Annotated in this window: 16 protein-coding genes and 2 tRNA genes; 10 read left to right on the forward strand and 8 right to left on the reverse strand. The window is 64.2% G+C overall.

Translation table 11 applies throughout. The features are described from left to right. Nucleotides 1-89: 89 nt before the first annotated feature. Nucleotides 90-1538, forward strand: a complete 1449-nt coding sequence (gene thrC, locus RBT54_RS06280) for a threonine synthase (RefSeq protein WP_320365257.1) — start codon at nt 90-92, stop codon at nt 1536-1538. 120 nt (nt 1539-1658) lie between these two features. Here the strand turns inward: thrC and RBT54_RS06285 are convergent. The 7 genes from RBT54_RS06285 to RBT54_RS06315 all read right to left on the reverse strand — a co-directional run bounded on the left by RBT54_RS06285 (nt 1659) and on the right by RBT54_RS06315 (nt 9859). Then, nucleotides 1659-1743: transfer RNA gene (locus tag RBT54_RS06285), tRNA-Leu, on the reverse strand. 144 nt (nt 1744-1887) lie between these two features. Beyond that, a complete protein-coding gene (locus RBT54_RS06290; RefSeq protein WP_320365259.1) occupies nt 1888-2445 on the reverse strand; it encodes a DUF2946 family protein in 558 nt (185 codons plus the stop codon). A 22-nt stretch (nt 2446-2467) separates the two neighbouring features. Next, complete coding sequence (gene nadC, locus RBT54_RS06295) at nt 2468-3313, reverse strand: carboxylating nicotinate-nucleotide diphosphorylase (protein WP_320365261.1); 846 nt, start codon at nt 3311-3313, stop codon at nt 2468-2470. A gap of 67 nt (nt 3314-3380) precedes the next feature. Then, nucleotides 3381-4922, reverse strand: a complete 1542-nt coding sequence (locus RBT54_RS06300; RefSeq protein WP_320365262.1) for an NAD(P)H-hydrate dehydratase — start codon at nt 4920-4922, stop codon at nt 3381-3383. Between the two features lie 113 nt (nt 4923-5035). Next, a complete protein-coding gene (locus RBT54_RS06305; RefSeq protein ID WP_413788426.1) occupies nt 5036-6577 on the reverse strand; it encodes a SpoVR family protein in 1542 nt (513 codons plus the stop codon). 23 nt (nt 6578-6600) lie between these two features. After that, entirely contained in the window at nt 6601-7869 is a 1269-nt protein-coding gene (locus tag RBT54_RS06310) for a YeaH/YhbH family protein (RefSeq protein ID WP_320365268.1), read from the reverse strand. A 67-nt stretch (nt 7870-7936) separates the two neighbouring features. After that, nucleotides 7937-9859, reverse strand: coding sequence for a PrkA family serine protein kinase (locus RBT54_RS06315; protein ID WP_320365270.1), 1923 nt, complete (start codon nt 9857-9859; stop codon nt 7937-7939). Nucleotides 9860-10224: 365 nt separating this feature from the next. On the opposite strand from RBT54_RS06315, the gene tig reads away from it, so the two are divergent. From tig to RBT54_RS06360, 9 genes are all read left to right on the forward strand, one after another. Continuing rightward, nucleotides 10225-11532 carry a trigger factor gene (gene tig / locus RBT54_RS06320; protein ID WP_320365272.1) on the forward strand — a complete coding sequence of 436 codons (1308 nt, stop codon included), beginning with the start codon at nt 10225-10227 and terminating at the stop codon, nt 11530-11532. Between the two features lie 20 nt (nt 11533-11552). Beyond that, nucleotides 11553-12191 carry an ATP-dependent Clp endopeptidase proteolytic subunit ClpP gene (gene clpP, locus RBT54_RS06325; RefSeq protein ID WP_320365275.1) on the forward strand — a complete coding sequence of 213 codons (639 nt, stop codon included), beginning with the start codon at nt 11553-11555 and terminating at the stop codon, nt 12189-12191. A 17-nt stretch (nt 12192-12208) separates the two neighbouring features. Continuing rightward, nucleotides 12209-13477: an ATP-dependent Clp protease ATP-binding subunit ClpX gene (gene clpX, locus RBT54_RS06330; protein WP_320365277.1), complete on the forward strand. Its 1269-nt coding sequence runs from the start codon at nt 12209-12211 to the stop codon at nt 13475-13477. Nucleotides 13478-13587: 110 nt separating this feature from the next. Further along, nucleotides 13588-16011: an endopeptidase La gene (gene lon, locus RBT54_RS06335; RefSeq protein WP_320365279.1), complete on the forward strand. Its 2424-nt coding sequence runs from the start codon at nt 13588-13590 to the stop codon at nt 16009-16011. A 148-nt stretch (nt 16012-16159) separates the two neighbouring features. Further along, nucleotides 16160-16513, forward strand: a complete 354-nt coding sequence (locus RBT54_RS06340; RefSeq protein WP_320365281.1) for an HU family DNA-binding protein — start codon at nt 16160-16162, stop codon at nt 16511-16513. 38 nt (nt 16514-16551) lie between these two features. Then, a tRNA-Val gene (locus RBT54_RS06345) sits at nt 16552-16627 on the forward strand. Between the two features lie 164 nt (nt 16628-16791). Then, a complete protein-coding gene (locus tag RBT54_RS06350; RefSeq protein WP_320365283.1) occupies nt 16792-17004 on the forward strand; it encodes a DUF3079 domain-containing protein in 213 nt (70 codons plus the stop codon). Between the two features lie 127 nt (nt 17005-17131). Continuing rightward, nucleotides 17132-17959, forward strand: a complete 828-nt coding sequence (locus RBT54_RS06355) for a hypothetical protein (RefSeq protein ID WP_320365284.1) — start codon at nt 17132-17134, stop codon at nt 17957-17959. Between the two features lie 403 nt (nt 17960-18362). Further along, nucleotides 18363-18923 carry a phasin family protein gene (locus RBT54_RS06360; RefSeq protein WP_320365286.1) on the forward strand — a complete coding sequence of 187 codons (561 nt, stop codon included), beginning with the start codon at nt 18363-18365 and terminating at the stop codon, nt 18921-18923. Nucleotides 18924-19031: 108 nt separating this feature from the next. Here the strand turns inward: RBT54_RS06360 and RBT54_RS06365 are convergent, their stop codons facing one another. Beyond that, nucleotides 19032-19943: a LysR family transcriptional regulator gene (locus tag RBT54_RS06365; protein WP_320365288.1), complete on the reverse strand. Its 912-nt coding sequence runs from the start codon at nt 19941-19943 to the stop codon at nt 19032-19034. Between the last annotated feature and the right edge of the window lie 78 nt (nt 19944-20021).

Genomic DNA, 20021 nt, shown 5'->3' on the forward strand with positions numbered 1-20021 from the left:
GTTAGAATTCCACCTTTGCGTTCTTGCTTTGCGCCCTCGTTCCGGGCCAATTCGGGCGCATCGACCACGCCATCCTGAAGGACTGCTCCGTGAAGTACATCTCGACCCGTGGCCATGCCGGCCAGCCCGCCCATCCCGAGTTCTGCGACATCCTCCTCGGCGGCCTCGCGCCGGACGGCGGCCTCTACCTGCCTGAGCATTATCCGCAGGTCACCCGCGCCGAACTCGACGCCTGGCGTAGCCTGTCTTACGCCGAGCTCGCCTTTGCGATCCTGTCGAAGTTCATCACCGACATCCCGCCCGCCGACCTCAAGGCGATCTGCGACAAGACCTACACCGCAGACGTCTATCGCCACGTGCGCGAAGGCGACAAGGCGAGCGACATCACACCGGTGCATTGGCTCGAGGAGGGGCGTCTGGGCCTGCTCGAACTGTCCAACGGCCCGACGCTGGCCTTCAAGGACATGGCGATGCAGTTGCTCGGCAACCTGTTCGAGTATGTGCTGGCCAAGCGTGGCGAGACCATCAACATCCTCGGTGCCACCTCGGGCGACACCGGTTCGGCGGCCGAGTACGCGATGCGCGGCAAGCACGGCGTGCGCGTGTTCATGCTGTCGCCGCATGGACTGATGAGTCCCTTCCAGCGCGCGCAGATGTACTCGCTGCACGACGACAACATCTTCAACATCGCCGTCACGGGCATGTTCGACGACGCCCAGGACATCGTGAAGGCGGTGTCCAACGACCACGCCTTCAAGGCGGAGCACAAGATCGGCGCGGTGAATTCGATCAACTGGGCGCGGGTTGCGGCGCAGATCGTCTATTACTTCAAGGGCTATTTCGCCGCCACGAAGAGTAACGACGATCAGGTCGCGTTCTGCGTGCCTTCGGGCAACTTCGGCAACATCTGCGCCGGCCACATCGCCCGTCAGATGGGCCTGCCAGTGGCAAAACTGATCCTCGCCACCAACGAAAACGATGTGCTCGACGAGTTTTTCCGCACGGGTGTCTATCGCCCGCGCAAGGCGGCAGAGACGCACGTGACCTCCAGCCCGTCGATGGACATCTCGAAGGCGTCCAACTTCGAGCGCTTCGTGTTCGACCTGGTGGGGCGCGACCCGAAGAAGGTGGCCGCGCTATGGGCCGAGGTCGATGCGGGGCGTGCTTTCGATCTGTCGGGCTCGGCCGAATTCGCCCGCATCGCCGAGTTCGGCTTCGTCTCGGGCGCGAGCAGCCATGCCGGCCGCCTGGCGACGATTCGCAAGGTTTTCGAGCAGTACGGGGTGATGATCGATACCCACACCGCGGATGGCGTGAAGGTGGCCTGGGATCATGCGGCGGAGGTTCCGGCGGGCGTGCCGCTGCTTGTGCTGGAGACCGCGCTGCCGGTGAAGTTTGCCGAGACCATCGTCGAGGCACTCGGTCGCCAGCCGGAGCGGCCCGCGGACTTCGAGGGCATCGAAACACTGCCGCAGCGCGTCGAGGTGATGGCACCTGATGTGGATGCGGTGAAGCGATTCGTCGCCGAGCGCACCTGAGCCCTGCGTTCCCGCCGGCGAGTGGCCGGCGGGAACGCAGGGACGTAAACGAAGAAAAGCCCGCGAGCGATTCGCGGGCTTTTCTTCGTTGGGCGCCACGTTGTCGGTGGGGCCGGAATCTGGTGCCTTGGGCGAGACTCGAACTCGCACGGCTTTCGCCACTACCCCCTCAAGATAGCGTGTCTACCAATTTCACCACCAAGGCATTGCCGTTGTCGGGCGCTGCTTGCCTGCAGTGCTCGGTACGACAAGGGCGCGGATTATAGCCTTAGCGTGCCGGGTGGCGTCAACGCCCTTTTGTAGAGTTTTTTGCGGGCCCTTCTGCAGGTGTTCTTGCAGGCCTGCTTGCTCAGGCCGTGGCGACTGGCTTGCGATGGAAGCCGAGCTGTCCGGGGGTCTCGCTGCCGGGCGCGAAACCCAGGGTCAGGCCGCGCCATCGGAGTGGCGTGGTGGATTTTCCTTCGAGCAGTGTGATCAGGGTCCTCTCATCGGCGCCGTGGCCATGCTCGTCCTTCAGCTCCGCCAGAAAGATCGCGAGATCACGATCGTCGATCGCCGCCGGGCCGAGATCGGTCTTCAGGCTTACGCGCCCGTTCTCATCGACCAGAACCGGCGAATCCGCCATCGCAGGACGCCCGCTGTGTGTCAGCAGCACGTCGTCCGGGAGCAGGCGCAGAATCCATGGTGCTGCTTCCAGTTCCACAAAGACACGCTGGGGACCGTTGTGGACGAGCCAGTTGCCGGACTCATCGCTACCGTAGTTGGCGTTCAGGAAGCCGAGCAGTCCGCCATGTTCGACGCGTTCGCCCTTGAGTCGCCAGCCTCCGCGGGCGTCAAGCGACAGCCAGCCATAGCAGGCTGGTACGTTCGGCCAATCGGGCAGGGTATCGGTCGATGTGTGGGTCATGGCAGCAGGCCCCGCTGGCGGATCACTCTTCGACGTGGCGAAGCGACAGGTCGAGCGCCTGCACGTCCTTGGTCAGGGTGCCGATCGAGATGCGGTCGACGCCGGTCTCGGCGATTGCACGAACACGCTCGAGGTTCACGCCGCCCGAGGCTTCGAGTTCCGCGCACCCAGCCGTGATTGCGACCGCCTCGCACATTTGCTCGAGGCTCATGTTGTCGAGAAGGACCATCTTGACACCTGCGTCGAGGGCGTCGCGCAATTGATCCAGGGTTTCCACCTCGACCTCGATGAACACGTTGGAGGGGGCGATGGCGCGCGCCGCCTCGACGACTTCGCGGATGCCGCCGGCGGCGATGATGTGGTTCTCCTTGATCAGGATACCGTCGTAAAGCCCGACGCGATGGTTGGTGCCGCCACCGATCGCGACCGCGTATTTTTGCGCGAGGCGCAGCCCGGGCAGCGTCTTGCGGGTGTCGACGATCTTCGCGCGCGTGCCGGCCACGGCGTCGACGAAGCGCCGGGTAACGGTGGCCGTGCCCGACAGCAACTGCAGGAAGTTGAGCGCCGTGCGCTCGGCCGTGAGCAGCACGCGCGCGCGCGCGATGATCTCGCACAGCAGTTGCCCGGCCTTGACCGTGTCGCCGTCCTTCACGTGCCAGTGCACCACGGCAGCGGGGCTCAGCGCGGCAAAGGCGGCGTCGAACCAGGCGGTGCCACAGATCACTGCGTCCTCGCGGGTGATGACGCGGCCGCGTGCCTCGGTGTCGGGGGCGATCAGGCGGGCGGTGAGGTCGCCGGTGCCGATGTCCTCGGCGAGCGAGGCTGCGATGTTGCGCTGGATTTCGACGCGAAGCTGTTCGGAGAGCATGGCGGGGCCTGGAAAAGTAGGGTCAGGAGGGAGCGCTGCGAATGTCCGGATTCTATCACCGCGGCCATCAGCGCCCGGCGCGGGGTACAGGCGCGCCGGCCAGGCGCGGGTCGCGCTGGGACTCGATCAGCCAGCCGTTGAACACGCCGCGGGCTGCGTCGATGGTCTCGCTCGCGGTGAGTCCGATCGGGCCGATGCCTTCGCGGGCGAGGCGGTCTGCTGCGGCGCCGTGCAGGTGCACGCCCGCGATGAGGGCGGATTCGGCGGGCCAGCCCTGGGCAAGCAGGCCGACGATGAGGCCGGTGAGCACGTCGCCCATGCCCGCGCTGGCCATGCCAGGGTGGCCGGTGCCGTTGATGAACCAGCGCCCGTCCGGTGCGGCCACGATGCTGCCGCAACCCTTGAGCACCACGAGGGCCTTGTACTGTGCGGCGATCTCGAGCGCGGCGTGAAGGCGGTCGGCCTGCACGCTGGCGGTGTCGGTGCCGAGCATGCGCGCGGCTTCGGCCGGATGCGGGGTGAGCACGGTGGGGGCGATGCGCGCGGCCAGGGTTCGCTTCAGGGTGGGGTCGGCGCCGCTCAGGTTGAGCGCGTCGGCGTCGAGCAGCAGCGGGATGTTGCGCTCGAGCGCGGTGGAAAGCAGGCTGGCCGACGTGCCCTCGGTGCCGAGGCCGGGCCCCACGGCGAGTGCGCTCAAGCGCTCGGGCAGCGCGTGTGCGCGGCGCAGCATCAGCTCGGGATGGGCGAAATCGACCGCCGGGCCCTTGCCGTCGAGCAGGCCCACATAAACCCGCCCGGTGCCGAGCCAGAGCGCAGCGCGCCCGGCGAGCAGGGCGGCGCCGACCATGCCGGCGTTGCCGCCGAGGATGCCGGCGTCGCCATAGATGCCTTTGTGGGTGTTGCGCGGGCGCGGCTGCAACTGGTCGCGGAACAGCGAGGGGGCCACCGCGTGGCCGCGCGCCGGCAACCAGGCCGGGGCGTCGATGTCGATGCGCTGCACGCTGATCTCGCCGCAGTAGTCGGGGCCGTCGTTGGTGAGCAGGCCGGGCTTGAGGGCGATGAAGGTGGTGGTGTGCGTGGCGCGAAAGGTGGCGCCGAGCGGCTGTCCGGTGTCGGCGTCGAGCCCACTCGGGACGTCGAGCGCCATGCGCGGGCCGGGCTGGGCGTTCAGGGTCTGGATCCAGCTCGCATAGCGGCCTTCGATCGGGCGGCCGAGGCCGATGCCGAACAAGGCGTCGACCACCAGGGCCCAGCCATGCGCGGGCGCGGCCGGCAGGTCGGAGACGATGGTGCCGCCGGCGGCGAAGTAATCGGCGTGCGCCTTGGCCGCTTCGGCCGGCAGACGGTCGGCTGCGCCGGTGAACGCGACCACGACCTCGCGTCCGGCCTGGGCGAGCTGGCGCGCCATGACGAAGCCGTCGCCGCCGTTGTTGCCGGGACCGCAGGCGATCAGGATGGGGCCGGGGCGGTCCATGATCAGACGCACCGCGTCCTGGGCCGCGGCGCGGCCGGCGCGCTCCATCAGGGGCGGGCGCGCGCTGGGGATCAGCGTGTTCTCGATCTCGCGGATGCCGGCGACGGAGTAGATGGGACGCAGGGGGCTGAACATGCTGGGCTCCAGGGGTAGAGCCCGGATTCTACGTCGTCACCGGTTCGGCTGCTGTCCTCACAGCCGTTCTCGCGATCATGGCTCGGCCGTCATGGCGAGGTCGCAGGCCTCGCCTACGGGATCACGGAGTGATTGCGCCGCTCGCCGCGGATCTCGTTCTGCAACTCGACCTTGCCGTCCTCGCCAACGGTCTCCAGGCGCGCGGTGAAGCCCCACAGGCGCGCGACATGGCGCAGCACTTCGTCCGCACTGGCGCCCAGCGGCCGGCGGCGGTAGGGCGTGTAGCGCAGGGTGAGCGAGCGGTCGCCGCGCAGGTCGACATTCCACACCTGGACGTTGGGTTCGCGCGCGCCCAGGTTGTACTGGTCGGACAGGATGTCGCGGACCTTGCGATAGCCCGAATCGTCGTGGATGGCCGAGACCTCGAGCTTGTCGGCGCGGTCGTCGTCGAGCACCGCGAACATGCGAAAGTCGCGCATCACCCTGGGCGACAGGTATTGGGCGATGAAGCTCTCGTCCTTGAAGTTGCGCATCGCGAAGTCGAAGGTCTCCAGCCAGTCGCTGCCGGCGATCTCGGGGAACCAGCGCCGGTCCTCCTCGTCAGGGTCTTCGCAGATGCGCCGGATGTCGCGCCACATCGCGAAGCCGAGCGCGTAGGGGTTGATGCCGCTGAACCAGCGGCTGTTGTAGGGCGGCTGGGCGACGACGTTGGTGTGCGACTGCAGGAACTCGAGCATGAAGCTGTCGGCGAGCAGGCCTTCGTCGTACAGGTGGTTGAGCAGCGTGTAGTGCCAGAAGGTCGCCCAGCCTTCGTTCATGACCTGGGTCTGACGCTGCGGGAAGAAGTACTGCGCGATCTTGCGCACGATGCGCACGACTTCGCGCTGCCAGGGTTCGAGCAGCGGCGCGTTCTTCTCGATGAAGTACAGCAGGTTCTCTTCCGGCTCGGGCGGGAAGCGCTGCTCGGACCGGCTGCTGGCGCGCACGTCGTGTGCGGGCAGGGTGCGCCACAGGTCGTTCACCTGGCTCTGCAGGTATTCCTCGCGATCCTGCTGACGCAGCTTTTCCTTGGCGAGCGAGAGCTTGGGCGGGCGCTTGTAGCGGTCGACGCCGAGGTTCATCAGCGCGTGGCACGAGTCGAGCAGCAGCTCGACTTCTTCCTCGCCGTGGCGCTCCTCGCATTGGGTGATGTAGTTCCGCGCGAACACGAGGTAGTCGATGATCGCGTCGGCGTTGGTCCACGTGCGGAACAGGTAGTTGCCCTTGAAGAAGCTGTTGTGGCCGTAGGCTGCGTGCGCGATCACCAGACCCTGCATCGTCAGCGTGTTCTCCTCCATCAGGTAGGCGATGCAGGGGTTGGAGTTGATGACGATCTCGTAGGCCAGGCCCATCTGGCCGCGCTTGTAGCCCTTCTCGGTAGCGAGGAAGTGCTTGCCGAAGGACCAGTGGTGGTAATTGACCGGCATGCCCACCGAGGCGTAGGCGTCCATCATCTGCTCGGCGGTGATGACCTCGATCTGCACGGGGTAAGTGTCGAGCTTGTAAAGCGCAGCGACGCGGGCGATCTCGTCGTTGTAGCGCGCGATCGCGTCCTCGGTCCATTCCGATCCGGAGGGCAGGGGCGTCGGCTTGGCCGTGCGGCGGGCGCGGGACATGGGCGGCCGGGGTGTGGTCGTAGTCATGCGATCGTCTTCTTGAAGAGTTCGCGGAACACGGGGTAGATGTCGGCCGGCGACTCGATGCGCTGCATCGCGAAGTTGTCGTGATCGGCCTCGAGCTTGGCGTACTCGCGCCACAGGTTCTGCGGCTCGCCGGCCGTGATCTCGACATAGGCGAAGTACTGGCACCAGGGCAGGATCTCGTTGCCGAGCAGCCGGCCGCAGATCGGCGAGTCGTTGTCCCAGTTGTCGCCGTCGGAAGCCTGGGCGCCGTAGACGTTCCACTGTCCGTTGGCGTAGCGCTCGCGCAGGATGTCGCGCATCAGCACCAGCGCGCTCGACACCACGGTGCCGCCGGATTCGCGCGAGTGGAAGAACTCGTCCTCGTCGACTTCCTTGGCCACGGTGTGGTGGCGGATGAAGACGACCTCGATGTGCTCGTAGCTGCGGGTGAGGAACAGGTACAGCAGCATGAAGAAGCGCTTGCCCATGGCCTTGCGCTCCTCGTCCATCGAGCCGGAGACGTCCATCACGCAGAACATCACCGCCTGCGTGGTCGGGCGCGGCACCTTGATGCGGTTGTTGTAGCGCAGATCGAAGCTGTCGATGAAGGGGATGCGCTCGACCTTGGCGCGCAGCCCGGCTAGCTCCTCGCGCAGCGCGCGAACTTCGTCGCTGTCCTCGCCGAAGCGGGCGAGCGCCTCATCGAGTTCCTGCTGCAGCTCGCGGATACGCACCGCATAGGGTGAGCCGAGCGCGAGTCGGCGCCCGAGCGCGCCGCGCATCGAGCGGATGATGTTGATGTTGGCCGGCGTGCCGTCGGACTTGAAGCCGGCGCGCTGGGTCTTGTAATCGGTGACCTTGGCGAGCTGGGTGCGGATCATGCGCGGCAGCTCGAGGTCCTCGAAGAACAGGTCGAGGAATTCCTCGCGCGAGAGCTGGAACACGAAGTCGTCCTCGTGTTCGCCTTCGTTGCTCGCCTTGCCCTTGCCGCTACCGTCTCCGCCGCCACCGAGCGGGCGCTTGATGCGGTCGCCGGTGCTGAACTGGTCGTTGCCGGGAAAGACCTGCTCCCAGATCCCGCCCTTGCCGTGATGCAGCGAAGGCTCGGAAAGGTCGCGCGCGGGAATGGAGATCTGCTCCCCGTTGTCCAGGTCGCGGATCGAGCGGCCGTGGAGGGCCTCCGACACCGCCTTGCGGATCTGCTGCTTGAAGCGGCGCATGAAGCGCTGGCGGTTGACCGCGCTCTTGTTCTTGCTGTCGAAGCGTCGATCGATGATGCGGACCATGTTTTCTCCCTGTGCCATGCCGGGGGACGGGCCGGGCGCGCTGTACTGCCACGCCCGGCCGGCTGCGTCATGACGACTTGCGCACGCGCAGGTACCACTCGCACAGCAGGCGCACCTGCTTCTCGGTGTAGCCCTTGTCGATCATGCGGTCGACGAAGGCCTGATGCTTCTTCTGCTCGTCGGCGCTGGCCTTGGCGTTGAAGCTGATCACCGGCAGCAGGTCTTCGGTGTTGGAGAACATCTTCTTCTCGATCACCGCGCGCAGCTTCTCGTAGGAGGTCCAGCTCGGGTTGCGGCCGTCGTGCTTGGCCCGCGCCCGCAGCACGAAGTTGACCACTTCGTTGCGGAAGTCCTTCGGGTTGCTGATCCCGGCGGGCTTCTCGATCTTCTCCAGCTCTTCGTTCAGCGCCGCACGGTCGAGGATCTCGCCGGTGTTGGGGTCGCGGAATTCCTGGTCCTGGATCCAGAAGTCGGCGTAGATCACGTAGCGATCGAAGATGTTCTGTCCGTACTCGGAGTAGCTCTCGAGGTAGGCGGTCTGGATCTCCTTGCCGATGAACTCGGCGTAACGCGGTGCCAGGTACTCCTTGATGTAGCCCATGTAGCGCGCCTCGGTCTCGGCCGGATATTGCTCCGCCTCGATCTGCTGCTCGAGCACATACATCAGGTGCACCGGGTTGGCGGCGACTTCGCGGTGGTCGAAGTTGAAGACCTTGGAAAGCACCTTGAACGCAAAGCGCGTGGATAGCCCGGTCATGCCCTCGTCGACGCCGGCGTAGTCGCGATACTCCTGGTAGCTCTTGGCCTTGGGGTCGGTGTCCTTGAGGTTCTCGCCGTCATAGACGCGCATCTTGGACAGGATGCTCGAGTTCTCGGGCTCCTTGAGCCGCGACAGCACGGCAAATTGCGCCATCATCTTCAGTGTGTCCGGCGCGCAGGGCGCTTCCGACAGGGAACTGTGCACCAGCAGCTTTTCATAGATGCGGATCTCGTCCGACACCCGCAGGCAGTAAGGCACCTTGACCGTGTAGATGCGGTCGAGGAAGGCCTCGTTGTTCTTGTTGTTCTTGAACGCGACCCATTCGGATTCGTTCGAGTGCGCCATCACGATGCCGTCGAAGGGGATCGCGCCGAAGCCCTCGGTGCCCTTGTAGTTGCCTTCCTGGGTGGCGGTCAGCAGCGGATGCAGCACCTTGATCGGCGCCTTGAACATCTCGACGAATTCGAGCAGGCCGCGGTTGGCCAGGCACAGGCCGCCCGAATAGCTGTAGGCGTCGGGGTCGTCCTGCGAGTACTGCTCGAGCTTGCGGATGTCGATCTTGCCGACCAGGGACGAGATGTCCTGGTTGTTCTCGTCGCCGGGCTCGGTCTTGGCCACCGCGGTCTGCTTCAGCACCGATGGGTTGAGCTTGACCACGCGGAATTGCGTGATGTCGCCACCGTACTCGTGCAGGCGCTTGACCGCCCACGGGCTCATGATGGTGTTGAGGTAGCGGCGCGGAATGCCGAAATCGCCTTCCAGGATGTGCGCGTCTTCCGTGGCGTTGAACAGGCCGAGCGGTGATTCATGCACTGGCGAACCCTTGATCGCGTAGAAGGGCACCTTCTCGATCAGACTCTTGAGTTTCTCTGCGAGCGAGGACTTGCCGCCGCCTACCGGCCCCAGCAGGTACAGGATCTGCTTTTTCTCTTCCAGCCCCTGCGCGGCATGACGAAAATAGGACACGATGTTCTCGATGACCTCTTCCATGCCGTAGAAGTCGCGGAAGGCGGGGTAGAGCTTGATGATCTTGTTGGAGAAGATGCGCGACAAGCGCGGATCGAGCCGGGTGTCGACCAGCTCCGGTTCGCCGATGGCGCAGAGCATGCGTTCGGCCGCGGTGGCGTAGGCCATGCTGTCGGTACGGCAGAGTTCGAGGTACGCCTGCAGCGACATTTCTTCTTCGCGGGCAGCCTCGAAGCGCGCCTGGTAGGCATTGAAGATGGACATGGACGTCTCCTGATCGAGCGATGCAAGGTGCCGCGTCCCGCGGTCACCAACCCTGATTGCGCTGTCGTTCGTGATGCCCGTCAGCGCGGCCCGTTTGCGCCCGGTGCGCGGTGTTTGCGCGGGCGCCGGATCTGTTGCTGAGAACGGCCCCTCTGACGCGAGTTCCACGTCCGGCGCGGTTTTTCGTGAATGTTCGTGTCTTTGTTCACGGGCGGTTTCATGCTTCAGGCGCGCGGCAGGGGCTGTGCTAGAATCATCGACTTCGTTCATCGTGCCCACGCTGGCGAAATGCGTCTCCGGTTTGCGACGGAACAGCATCGGTGCAGGCGGGGGCGGTTTTTTCAAGACTTCTCAGGATCGATTTAATGGAGCAGAACCAGGTAACCCCGAGCGCGCTCGAGCGCCGTATCGACATCGCCGTTTCACTGGCGGACATCGAGAAAGAGGTGGACGCTCGCCTCAAGCGCATGGCGCGTACGGTGAAGATGCCGGGGTTCCGCCCGGGCAAGGTGCCGATGAAGATCGTCGCTCAGACGCATGGTGGCCAGGCGCGCGGCGAGGCGGTGGGTGCGGCGGTCGAGAAGGCCTTCGGTGAGAAGGTGCGCGCCGACAACCTGCGCGTGGCCGGCTACCCGCAGATCCAGCCCAAGGAAGCGGCTGCCGAGGGCACGCTCGAATTCACCGCAGTGTTCGAGGTCTATCCCGAAGTGTCGGTGGGCGAGTTCAGTGCCCACAAGGTCGAGCGCCCGGCGCTGGACGTCGGTGATGCCGAAGTCGACAAGACCATCGAAGTGCTGCGCAAGCAGCGCACCACCTTCAGCCTGGTCGATCGCGCTGCCGCCGAAGGCGACCGCGTCCAGATCGACTTCACCGGCCGCAAGGATGGCGAAATCTTCGAGGGCGGTCAGGCCCAGGATTTCCCGTTCGTGATCGGTGCCGGCTCGATGCTCAAGGATTTCGAGACTGCCGTCCTCGGTCTCAAGGCCGGCGACACCAAGACCTTCGACATGACTTTCCCGGCGGATTACCACGCGCCGCACCTGGCGGGTCAAACGGTGCAGTTCGAGATCACCGTCAAGGCGGTCGAGGGCGCCGTATTGCCCGAAGTGGATGCCGACTTCGCCAAGTCGCTCGGCGTGGCCGACGGTGACGTCGCGAAGCTGCGCGAGGAAGTGAAGGGCAACCTCGAGCGCGAGGTCAAGCGCCGCATCCAGTCCAAGGTCAAGGAACAGGTCATGGAGGCGCTGATCGCCGTGACCCCGATCGAGGTGCCGAAGGCGCTGGTGCAGGCCGAGTCGCAGCAACTGGCCGACAACGCCCGCCGCGATCTCGAGATGCGCGGTCTCAAGACCAAGGACATCCCGGTCGATCCGTCGTGGTTCACCGAGCAGGCCGAGCGCCGCGTCAAGCTGGGCCTGATCATGGCCGAGCTGGTCAAGGTCAACGAACTGCACGCCAAGCCCGAGCAGGTTCGTGCGCTGGTCGAGGAAATGGCGCAAAGCTACGAGGATCCGTCGGAACTCGTGCGCTGGTATTACGCTCAACCGGAGCGTCTGGCGCAGGCAGAAGCCGTGGTCATCGAAGACAACGTCGTCGCCTGGGTCTGCGAAAAGGCCGAGACCACCGACAAGCCGGTGGCCTTCGACGAACTGATGGGCAACAACGCGGCCTGATGCCGCAAAGGGTCTGACGAATGATGCAAGGAACACCCCAGCACAGCAGCGACTGGAACCCGGTCGGCCTCGGCCTGGTTCCGATGGTGGTCGAACAGAGCGGTCGCGGCGAACGCGCCTACGACATCTATTCGCGCCTTCTGAAGGAGCGGGTGGTGTTCCTCGTCGGCCCCGTCAATGACGTGACCGCCAACCTGATCGTGGCGCAGTTCCTGTTCCTCGAGTCCGAGAATCCGGACAAGGACATCTACTTCTACATCAACTCGCCCGGCGGTTCCGTTACTGCCGGCATGGCGATCTACGACACCATGCAGTTCATCAAGCCGAACGTCAGTACGCTGTGCATCGGCCAGGCGGCGAGCATGGGTGCCTTTCTGCTGACGGCGGGCGAGAAGGGCAAACGTTTCATCCTGCCCAACTCGCGCGTCATGATCCACCAGCCGCTCGGCGGCTTCCAGGGCCAGGCCTCGGACATCGAGATCCACGCCCGCGAAATCCTCTACCTGCGTTCGCGCCTCAACGACATGCTGTCCAAGCACACCGGCCAGCCGCTCGAGCGCATCGAGAAGGACACCGACCGCGACAACTTCATGTCTGCCGCGGCTGCGGTGGAGTACGGCCTGGTCGACAAGGTGCTGACCAGCCGCGACGACACCTGAATCAGGAGAATCCCCACATGACGGACAAGAAGGCTGGCGGCGAAAAGCTGCTGTACTGCTCCTTCTGCGGCAAGAGCCAGCACGAGGTGCGCAAGCTGATCGCCGGTCCTTCGGTCTTCATCTGCGACGAATGCATCGAGCTGTGCAACGACATCATCCGTGACGAGATCGTTGGCGCCGCAGATCCGGAGAGCATCAAGGGCTCGCTGCCCACCCCGCGCGAGATCTGCGACATCCTCGACCAGTACGTGATCGGCCAGTCGCAGGCCAAGCGCAACCTTGCAGTGGCGGTGTACAACCACTACAAGCGCTTGCGCCACCTCGAAGCCAAGAAGGACGACGTCGAGCTCGCCAAGAGCAACATCCTGCTCATCGGCCCTACCGGTTCGGGGAAGACGCTGCTTGCACAAACGCTGGCGCGCCTGCTCAACGTCCCCTTCGTGATGGCCGACGCCACCACGCTGACCGAAGCCGGCTATGTCGGCGAGGACGTCGAGAACATCATCCAGAAGCTGCTGCAGAAGTGCGACTACGATGTCGAGAAGGCCCAGCAGGGCATCATCTACATCGACGAGATCGACAAGATCTCGCGCAAGGCCGACAACCCCTCGATCACCCGTGACGTGTCGGGCGAGGGCGTACAGCAGGCGTTGCTCAAGCTCGTCGAAGGCACGGTCGCCTCGATTCCGCCGCAGGGCGGGCGCAAGCATCCGAACCAGGACTTCATCCAGGTCGACACCACCAATGTGCTGTTCATCTGTGGCGGCGCGTTCGATGGCCTGGAAAAGGTCATCCGTAACCGTACCGAGAAGGTCGGCATCGGCTTCGGCGCCGAGGTGAAGAGCAAGGAAGGCAAGAACCTCACCGACACCTTCCGTCAGGTCGAACCTGAAGACCTCATCAAGTTCGGTCTCATCCCCGAACTGATCGGCCGTCTGCCGGTGGTTGCCACCCTGCAGGAACTCGACGAACCCGCGCTCATCCAGATCCTGATCGAGCCTAAGAACGCACTGGTCAAGCAGTACCAGAAACTGTTTTCGATGGAAGGCGTCGAACTCGAGATTCGTCCGAATGCCCTGCACGCGGTGGCGCGCAAGGCCATCAAGCGCAAGACCGGCGCGCGTGGCCTGCGTTCGATTCTCGAAGCCTCGCTGCTCGACATCATGTACGACCTGCCCACGCTGGAAGGCGTGGAAAAGGTGGTGGTGGACGAGTCCACGATCGAGGAGGGCGGCAAGCCCTTGTTGATCTACGCTGAACAACAAAAGGTCTCGGGCGCCAACTGACCTCCGACCGACTGCACGCACTCCCGTCTGGCAAGGGGCTCGCGCCCGTCGCTTGAATTTCCAGGTCACGCCCATACATGGGTGTGACCTTTTGCTTAAGGAAAGAAAAAATGTCGGGTCCTGCTGACCTCCCCAACGAAGCGATGGAAATGCCGCTGTTGCCGCTGCGCGACGTGGTGGTGTTCCCGCACATGGTCATCCCGCTCTTTGTCGGCCGCCCCAAGAGCATCAAGGCACTCGAAAATGCCATGGAGGCGGGCAAGAGCATTCTGCTCGTCGCCCAGAAGTCGGCTGCCAAGGACGAGCCCTCGATCGAAGACCTGTACTCGATCGGCTGCATCGCCAACATCCTGCAAATGCTCAAGCTGCCTGACGGCACCATCAAGGTGCTGGTCGAAGGCGTGCAGCGCGCGCACATCGACGCGGTCGAGGATCTGCGCAGCCTGTTCGTCGCCACCGTTCGCCCGGTGCCGGTCAACGAGAGCGGCAGCCACGAACTCGAAGGCATGCGGCGCGCGATCATCGCCCAGTTCGACCAGTACGTTAAATTGAACAAGAAGATCCCGCCGGAGATCCTCAGCTCGCTCGCGGGCATCGAGGAGGCCGGGCGGCTGGCCGACACCATCGCTGCGCACCTGCCGCTCAAGCTCGAGCAAAAGCAGGAAGTGCTCGAGATGTTCGACACCGCCGAGCGCCTGGAGAAGCTGCTGAGCCAGCTCGAGGGCGAGCTCGACATCCTGCAGGTCGAAAAGCGCATCCGTGGCCGCGTCAAGCGCCAGATGGAAAAGAGCCAGCGCGAGTACTACCTCAACGAGCAGGTCAAGGCCATCCAGAAGGAACTCGGCGAGGGCGAGGACGGCGCCGATCTCGAGGAGATGGACAAGAAGATCAAGGCCGCCGGCATGCCGAAGGAAGCCCTGGCCAAGGCCGAGGCCGAGTTCAAGAAGCTGCGCCTGATGTCGCCGATGTCGGCCGAAGCCACGGTGGTGCGCAACTACATCGACACCCTGATCGGCCTGCCGTGGAAGAAGAAGTCGCGCGTCAGCAAGGACCTGGCCGAGGCCGAGAAGGTGCTCGACAAGGACCACTACGGCCTCGAGCGCGTCAAGGAGCGCATCCTCGAATACCTTGCCGTGCAGCAGCGTGTGGACAAGGTGAAGGCGCCGATCCTGTGCCTGGTCGGCCCTCCGGGCGTGGGCAAGACCTCGCTCGGCCAGTCGATCGCCAAGGCCACCAACCGCAAGTTCATCCGCATGGCGCTCGGTGGCGTGCGCGACGAGGCCGAGATTCGCGGCCACCGGCGCACCTACATCGGCTCGATGCCGGGCAAGATCCTGCAGAACATGAGCAAGGTCGGGGTCAAGAACCCGCTCTTCCTGCTCGACGAGGTCGACAAGCTCGGCATGGACTTCCGTGGCGATCCAAGCTCGGCGCTGCTCGAGGTGCTGGACCCCGAGCAGAACCACACCTTCCAGGACCACTACGTCGAGGTCGACTTCGACCTGTCCGACGTGATGTTCGTCGCCACCGCGAACACGCTGAACATCCCGGCGGCGCTGCTCGACCGCATGGAAGTGATCCGCCTGTCGGGTTACACCGAGGACGAGAAGGTCAACATCGCGCAGCGCTATCTGTTGCCAAAACAGCTGAAGAACAACGGCCTCAAGCAGGACGAGCTCTCGCTCAGCGAAGACGCCTTGCGCGACATCGTCCGCTACTACACGCGCGAAGCCGGCGTGCGCAGCCTCGAGCGCGAAATCTCGAAGGTCTGCCGCAAGGTGGTCAAGCAGCTCGTGCTCAAACCGCGTAGCAGCAAGATCGTGGTCAACGCCAAGAACCTCGACAAGTACCTTGGCGTGCGCAAGTTCAGCTTCGGCATGGCCGAGAAGGAAAACCAGATCGGCCAGGTCACCGGCCTGGCATGGACCGAGGTCGGCGGCGAGCTGCTGACCGTCGAGGCCGTGCAGCTGCCGGGCAAGGGCAAGATCGTCACCACCGGCAAGCTCGGCGAGGTGATGCAGGAGTCGATCCAGGCTGCGCTGTCAGTGGTGCGCCGGCGGGCGCGTTCGCTCGGCATCGACCCGGACTTCTACCAGAAGAGCGACATGCACATTCACCTGCCCGAAGGCGCGATCCCGAAAGACGGCCCGTCTGCAGGTGTCGCGATCTCGACGGCGCTGGTCTCGGTGCTCACCGGCATTCCGGTGCGGTGCGACGTGGCCATGACGGGTGAAATCACGCTGCGCGGTGAAGTGCTGGCGATTGGCGGCCTCAAGGAGAAGCTGCTGGCGGCGGTGCGTGGCGGCATCCGCACGGCGCTGATTCCGGAAGAGAACGTCAAGGATCTCGCCGAGATCCCCGACAACATCAAGAACGCCATCGAGATCCTCCCGGTGAAGTGGATCGATCGTGTGCTCGATCTGGCGCTTGAGCGCAAACCGGAACCGCTTGCCGACGACGCGACGCCGGCGGCTGCAGTGCCTGCCGTGGGCGAGGAAGGGGACGCGGGCTCGGCGACCCGACGGGCGCACTGATCCAGTACGGGGTGTGACGCCCCGTCGCTGCAAGCAAAGCGAAAAGGCCGCAGTGCGCAATTGTGCACCGCGGCCTTTTTTATCGATGAAAGACCGTCGTTGACAGGGCTGAATTTGCCGCGCTATAAAAACACGAAGTTTGCAAGGCGTGTCCCATGCCGTCGAATCTCGAGCCCAACGGCAGAGGTCGCGGAGTCGTCCCACTGCAGTTCATATCCGGAGGGTTCAAGTGAACAAACAGGAGCTGGTTGCAAGCATCGCGGAGAAGGCATCCATGACGAAGGCGGACGCGACGCGCGCACTGGATGCGACCGTGGCTGCGGTCACGGAGGCCCTTCAGAACAACGAGACGGTAACGCTGGTGGGGTTTGGCGCGTTTTATGTGGGGGAGCGTGCTGCCCGGACGGGGCGCAACCCGCGCACGGGCAAGAACATCAAGATCAAGGCGGCCAAGGTTCCGAAATTCCGCGCTGGCAAAGGTCTGAAAGATTCAGTAAACTAGCGGACTTTGCTGTTCCGCCCGCAGGCGGAACGCAGTGCGGGTGCTTAGCTCAGTTGGTAGAGCGTCGCCCTTACAAGGCGAATGTCGGCGGTTCGACCCCGTCAGCACCCACCAGAATGTCCGAAGCCCGGAGGTCGCCTCCGGGCTTCGTCGTTTACGCGCGTGGCGCCTTGGCCCTGTGACGATTTTTCTCGCGGGCATGCCGCCAACTGGCGCTGGATCAATTTTCCTCGCGGCAATTTTTCATATCATGTGTTGACGTTTATCCAGAGCGCGACATGGCCAAGAAATTTCCGCTGCATCCGAAGAACCCCGAGCGAATCTGCTGGGGGTGTGACAAGTACTGTCCGGCGGACGCACTCGGTTGCGGAAATGGATCCGGCCGCACCATGCATCCCGCGGAGATGCTCGGTGACGATTGGTATACCTACGGTGACTGGGGCATCGATCCCGAGGATCCGGCAACGCCCGGCAGGAAAAACCCCGTGTGACCAGATTCGCCCGGGCGCGGGCACGTATCGCTGCGAGGGGATCCCTCCTGGGGTACGGCGCCGCCCGCACAAGACAAGGACGCCTGTGAACTCATCGATACGCATCGCGCTCGTGACGGGCGCTTCAATGGCCAAGCCCGATCCTGAAAGCCACTTGCTGGTGGCTGCACTGGCCCGACGTGGCATTGCAGCCGAGCTCGTGCCTTGGGACAGCGCGCAACCGTGGGCCTCGTATCGCCTCGTTGTTGTCCGCACGCCATGGGATTACTTCGCCCGGCTGGAGGAATTCCTCGGCTGGGCACGCAGGACCAGTACCCTGACCGATTTCGTTAACCCCTTTCCCGTGATCGAGTGGAACGCTCACAAGGCGTATCTGCGCGAATTGGCATCTGTGGGCGTCGCCACCGTCCCCACTTTGTGGCTCGCGCGCGGCGCCGTCGATGCCGCCACCCGTCTGCGCGAGCGCGGCTGGGATGAGGTCGTGGTGAAGCCGGCCGTCTCCATCGGTGCGATCGGCGCGTTGCGGTCCAGTGCATCGGAGCCCGCATGCCTCCGCCACGTGGAGCAGTTGGTCACTGAGGGCGACGTGATGATCCAGCCCTTCGTGCCTAGTGTTGCCGCGGTAGGCGAGGTTTCGCTGATCTATTTCGGCGGCGTGTTTTCACATGCGATCCGCAAGCAGCCGGCGCCTGGCGACTTTCGCGTCCAGGATATGTATGGCGGGACGGTCCACGCGCACGCCCCGTCCAGCGCAGAGCATGCGCTCGCTGCCCAGGCGCTGGCTTGCGTGCCCTCGCCGACCGCATATGCGCGCATCGACCTCATCGAGTTCGACCACAAGCCGGCCTTGATGGAAATCGAGCTGATCGAGCCCGAGCTGTTCCTCGGCGCGTATGAGCTCGCAGCCGACCGATTCGCCGACGTGCTTCAGAAGCGCTGTGCTGCCGGAGGGTAGGGGCGACGGAAAGAAAAAAGGCCCGGGCGCTTGCGAGCCCGGGCCGAAATCCACACCAATCGAGGAGGGTGGAGGAGACAGCCGCATCCTAGCGCAATGATTGGTGCAATGCAACAAATCGGAGCTAAGGTCTTGTTAATTCTTGGGCGATGGTTCGGGTTTGCGAGACCACGAGGGCACGGAGTCTTCGCGGTGCCGAAAAATCCAGATCGTAATGTCGTGAGCGTATTCTTGTGGCAAGGGCGGGAAATGGTGCAGTGCACAACAAAAGAGTTGACACTGTAGATCGGAGAGCTATAATTAATTCAATGCTGCAGCGCAACAAGTTGATGAAGGCCGGTTTTCCGGCTTGCAGCCAGATCGTCCCCTTGCGCATCACCCACACATTTAAGGAACGCACCTCATGACCAAGATCCAGACCCCCGAGCAGTTCGCCGCCCTCGGCCAAGCCAACCTTGAAAGCCTGATGTCGCTGGCCGGTAGCGCCATCGCCCGCGCCGAGCGCCTTGCCGAGCTGAACCTCAACACGGTTCGCTCGGTGCTGGAAGACAGCATGGCCACCACCAAGAAGCTTGCTGAAGCCAAGAACCCGCAAGACCTCGCCAGCCTGCAGACCGAGCTGACCAAGCCGCTGATCGACAAGGCCGTCGCCTACGCTCGCAGCGTTCAGGAAATCGCCACCGAAGGTCAGCAGGAAGTGTCGAGCTTGTTCGAGAAGCAGATCGCCGAACTGAACAAGAACTTCGCCGCCATGCTCGACCAGGCTGCCAAGTCGGCGCCGGCTGGTTCCGAAGGTGTGTTCGCTGCCGTCAAGTCGGCGATGGACACCGCCAACAGCCTGTACGACAACGCCAGCAAGGCCGCCAAGCAGGCTGCTGAAGTGGCCGAAGCCAACATGGCCGCCGCTACCGAAGCGACCGTGAAGGCTGTGTCCGCGACCCAGAAGGCCGCTGGCAAGAAGTAATCGAAGATCGTGCTTGACGGGGCAACGCTCCGTCGGACGCGCAATGGGCCGACCCGCGACATCGCGGGCCGGCCCATTGTCTTTGCTGCGGGCGAACGTGCCGTGGCCTCAAGGCCATGACGAGCGCAGATCGCCGGCGAACAACTCTTCCAGCCAGTCGATGAATGCCCTGATGCGCGCGGAGAGTTGGCGATTGGGCGCATACAGCACATTGAGCGGCAGCGCTGGCGGTCGGCAGTTGGGCAGGATCTCGCGCAGACGGCCCTCGGACAACTGTCGCGCGACATGGTAGAGCGGCACTTGAATGATGCCGAAGCCCGCCTCGCATGCGGCCACGTAAGCCTCACCGCTGTTGATTGATACGGTGGCGGGCAGGTTTCGACGCTCGACCGTACCATCGATGACGAACTCGAGCGGCACCGGCTTGCCGTTTGGGGCCGAGACGTAATCCACCACACGGTGATGGGCGAGATCGCCGAGGGTTTGTGGTGTTCCATTGCGCTGCAGATAGTGGGCGCTGGCACATGTCACCTGCGGCAACTGCGCGAGGCGACGCGCGACGTGGGGTACGTCACCCAGCCCGCCGAAGCGGAGCACGCAGTCGACGCCCTCGCGGATGAGGTCGATATGGCGATCGCTGACGGTGATGTCGAGACGGATCTGTGGGTAGGCCGCGCAGAAGCGGGGCAGGGCGGGCAACAGCACCAACCTGCAAAGTGAGCCTGAAAGGTCGATCCGGATACGTCCCTGCGGGTGGTGGCCGGCCTGTGAGAACTCAGCTTCGAGTTCATCGACGTCGTTGAGGATGACGAGGCAACGCTGGTAATAGGCCTCGCCGTCCACCGTGGGCGTGACCTGGCGCGTCGTGCGCAGGAGCAGACGAGCACCGAGCCGTGCCTCGAGCTGCTTGATGCTCTGCGTCGCCGAGGCGCGCGCAAGCCCGAGCTGCTCGGCGGCGCGGCTGAAGCTCCCAAGTTCCACGATTCGGGTGAAGAGACGCATCGTGTCCAGGCGATCCATCTTGATCAGGCTCCGCTTTGTTTGGATGAGGTGAATAGTGTTGTTATTTTTGAGTATTTATCCATCAGGCACAAACAA

The sequence above is a fragment of the Thauera sp. genome, from assembly GCF_034003485.1.
GTDB lineage: Bacteria > Pseudomonadota > Gammaproteobacteria > Burkholderiales > Rhodocyclaceae > Thauera.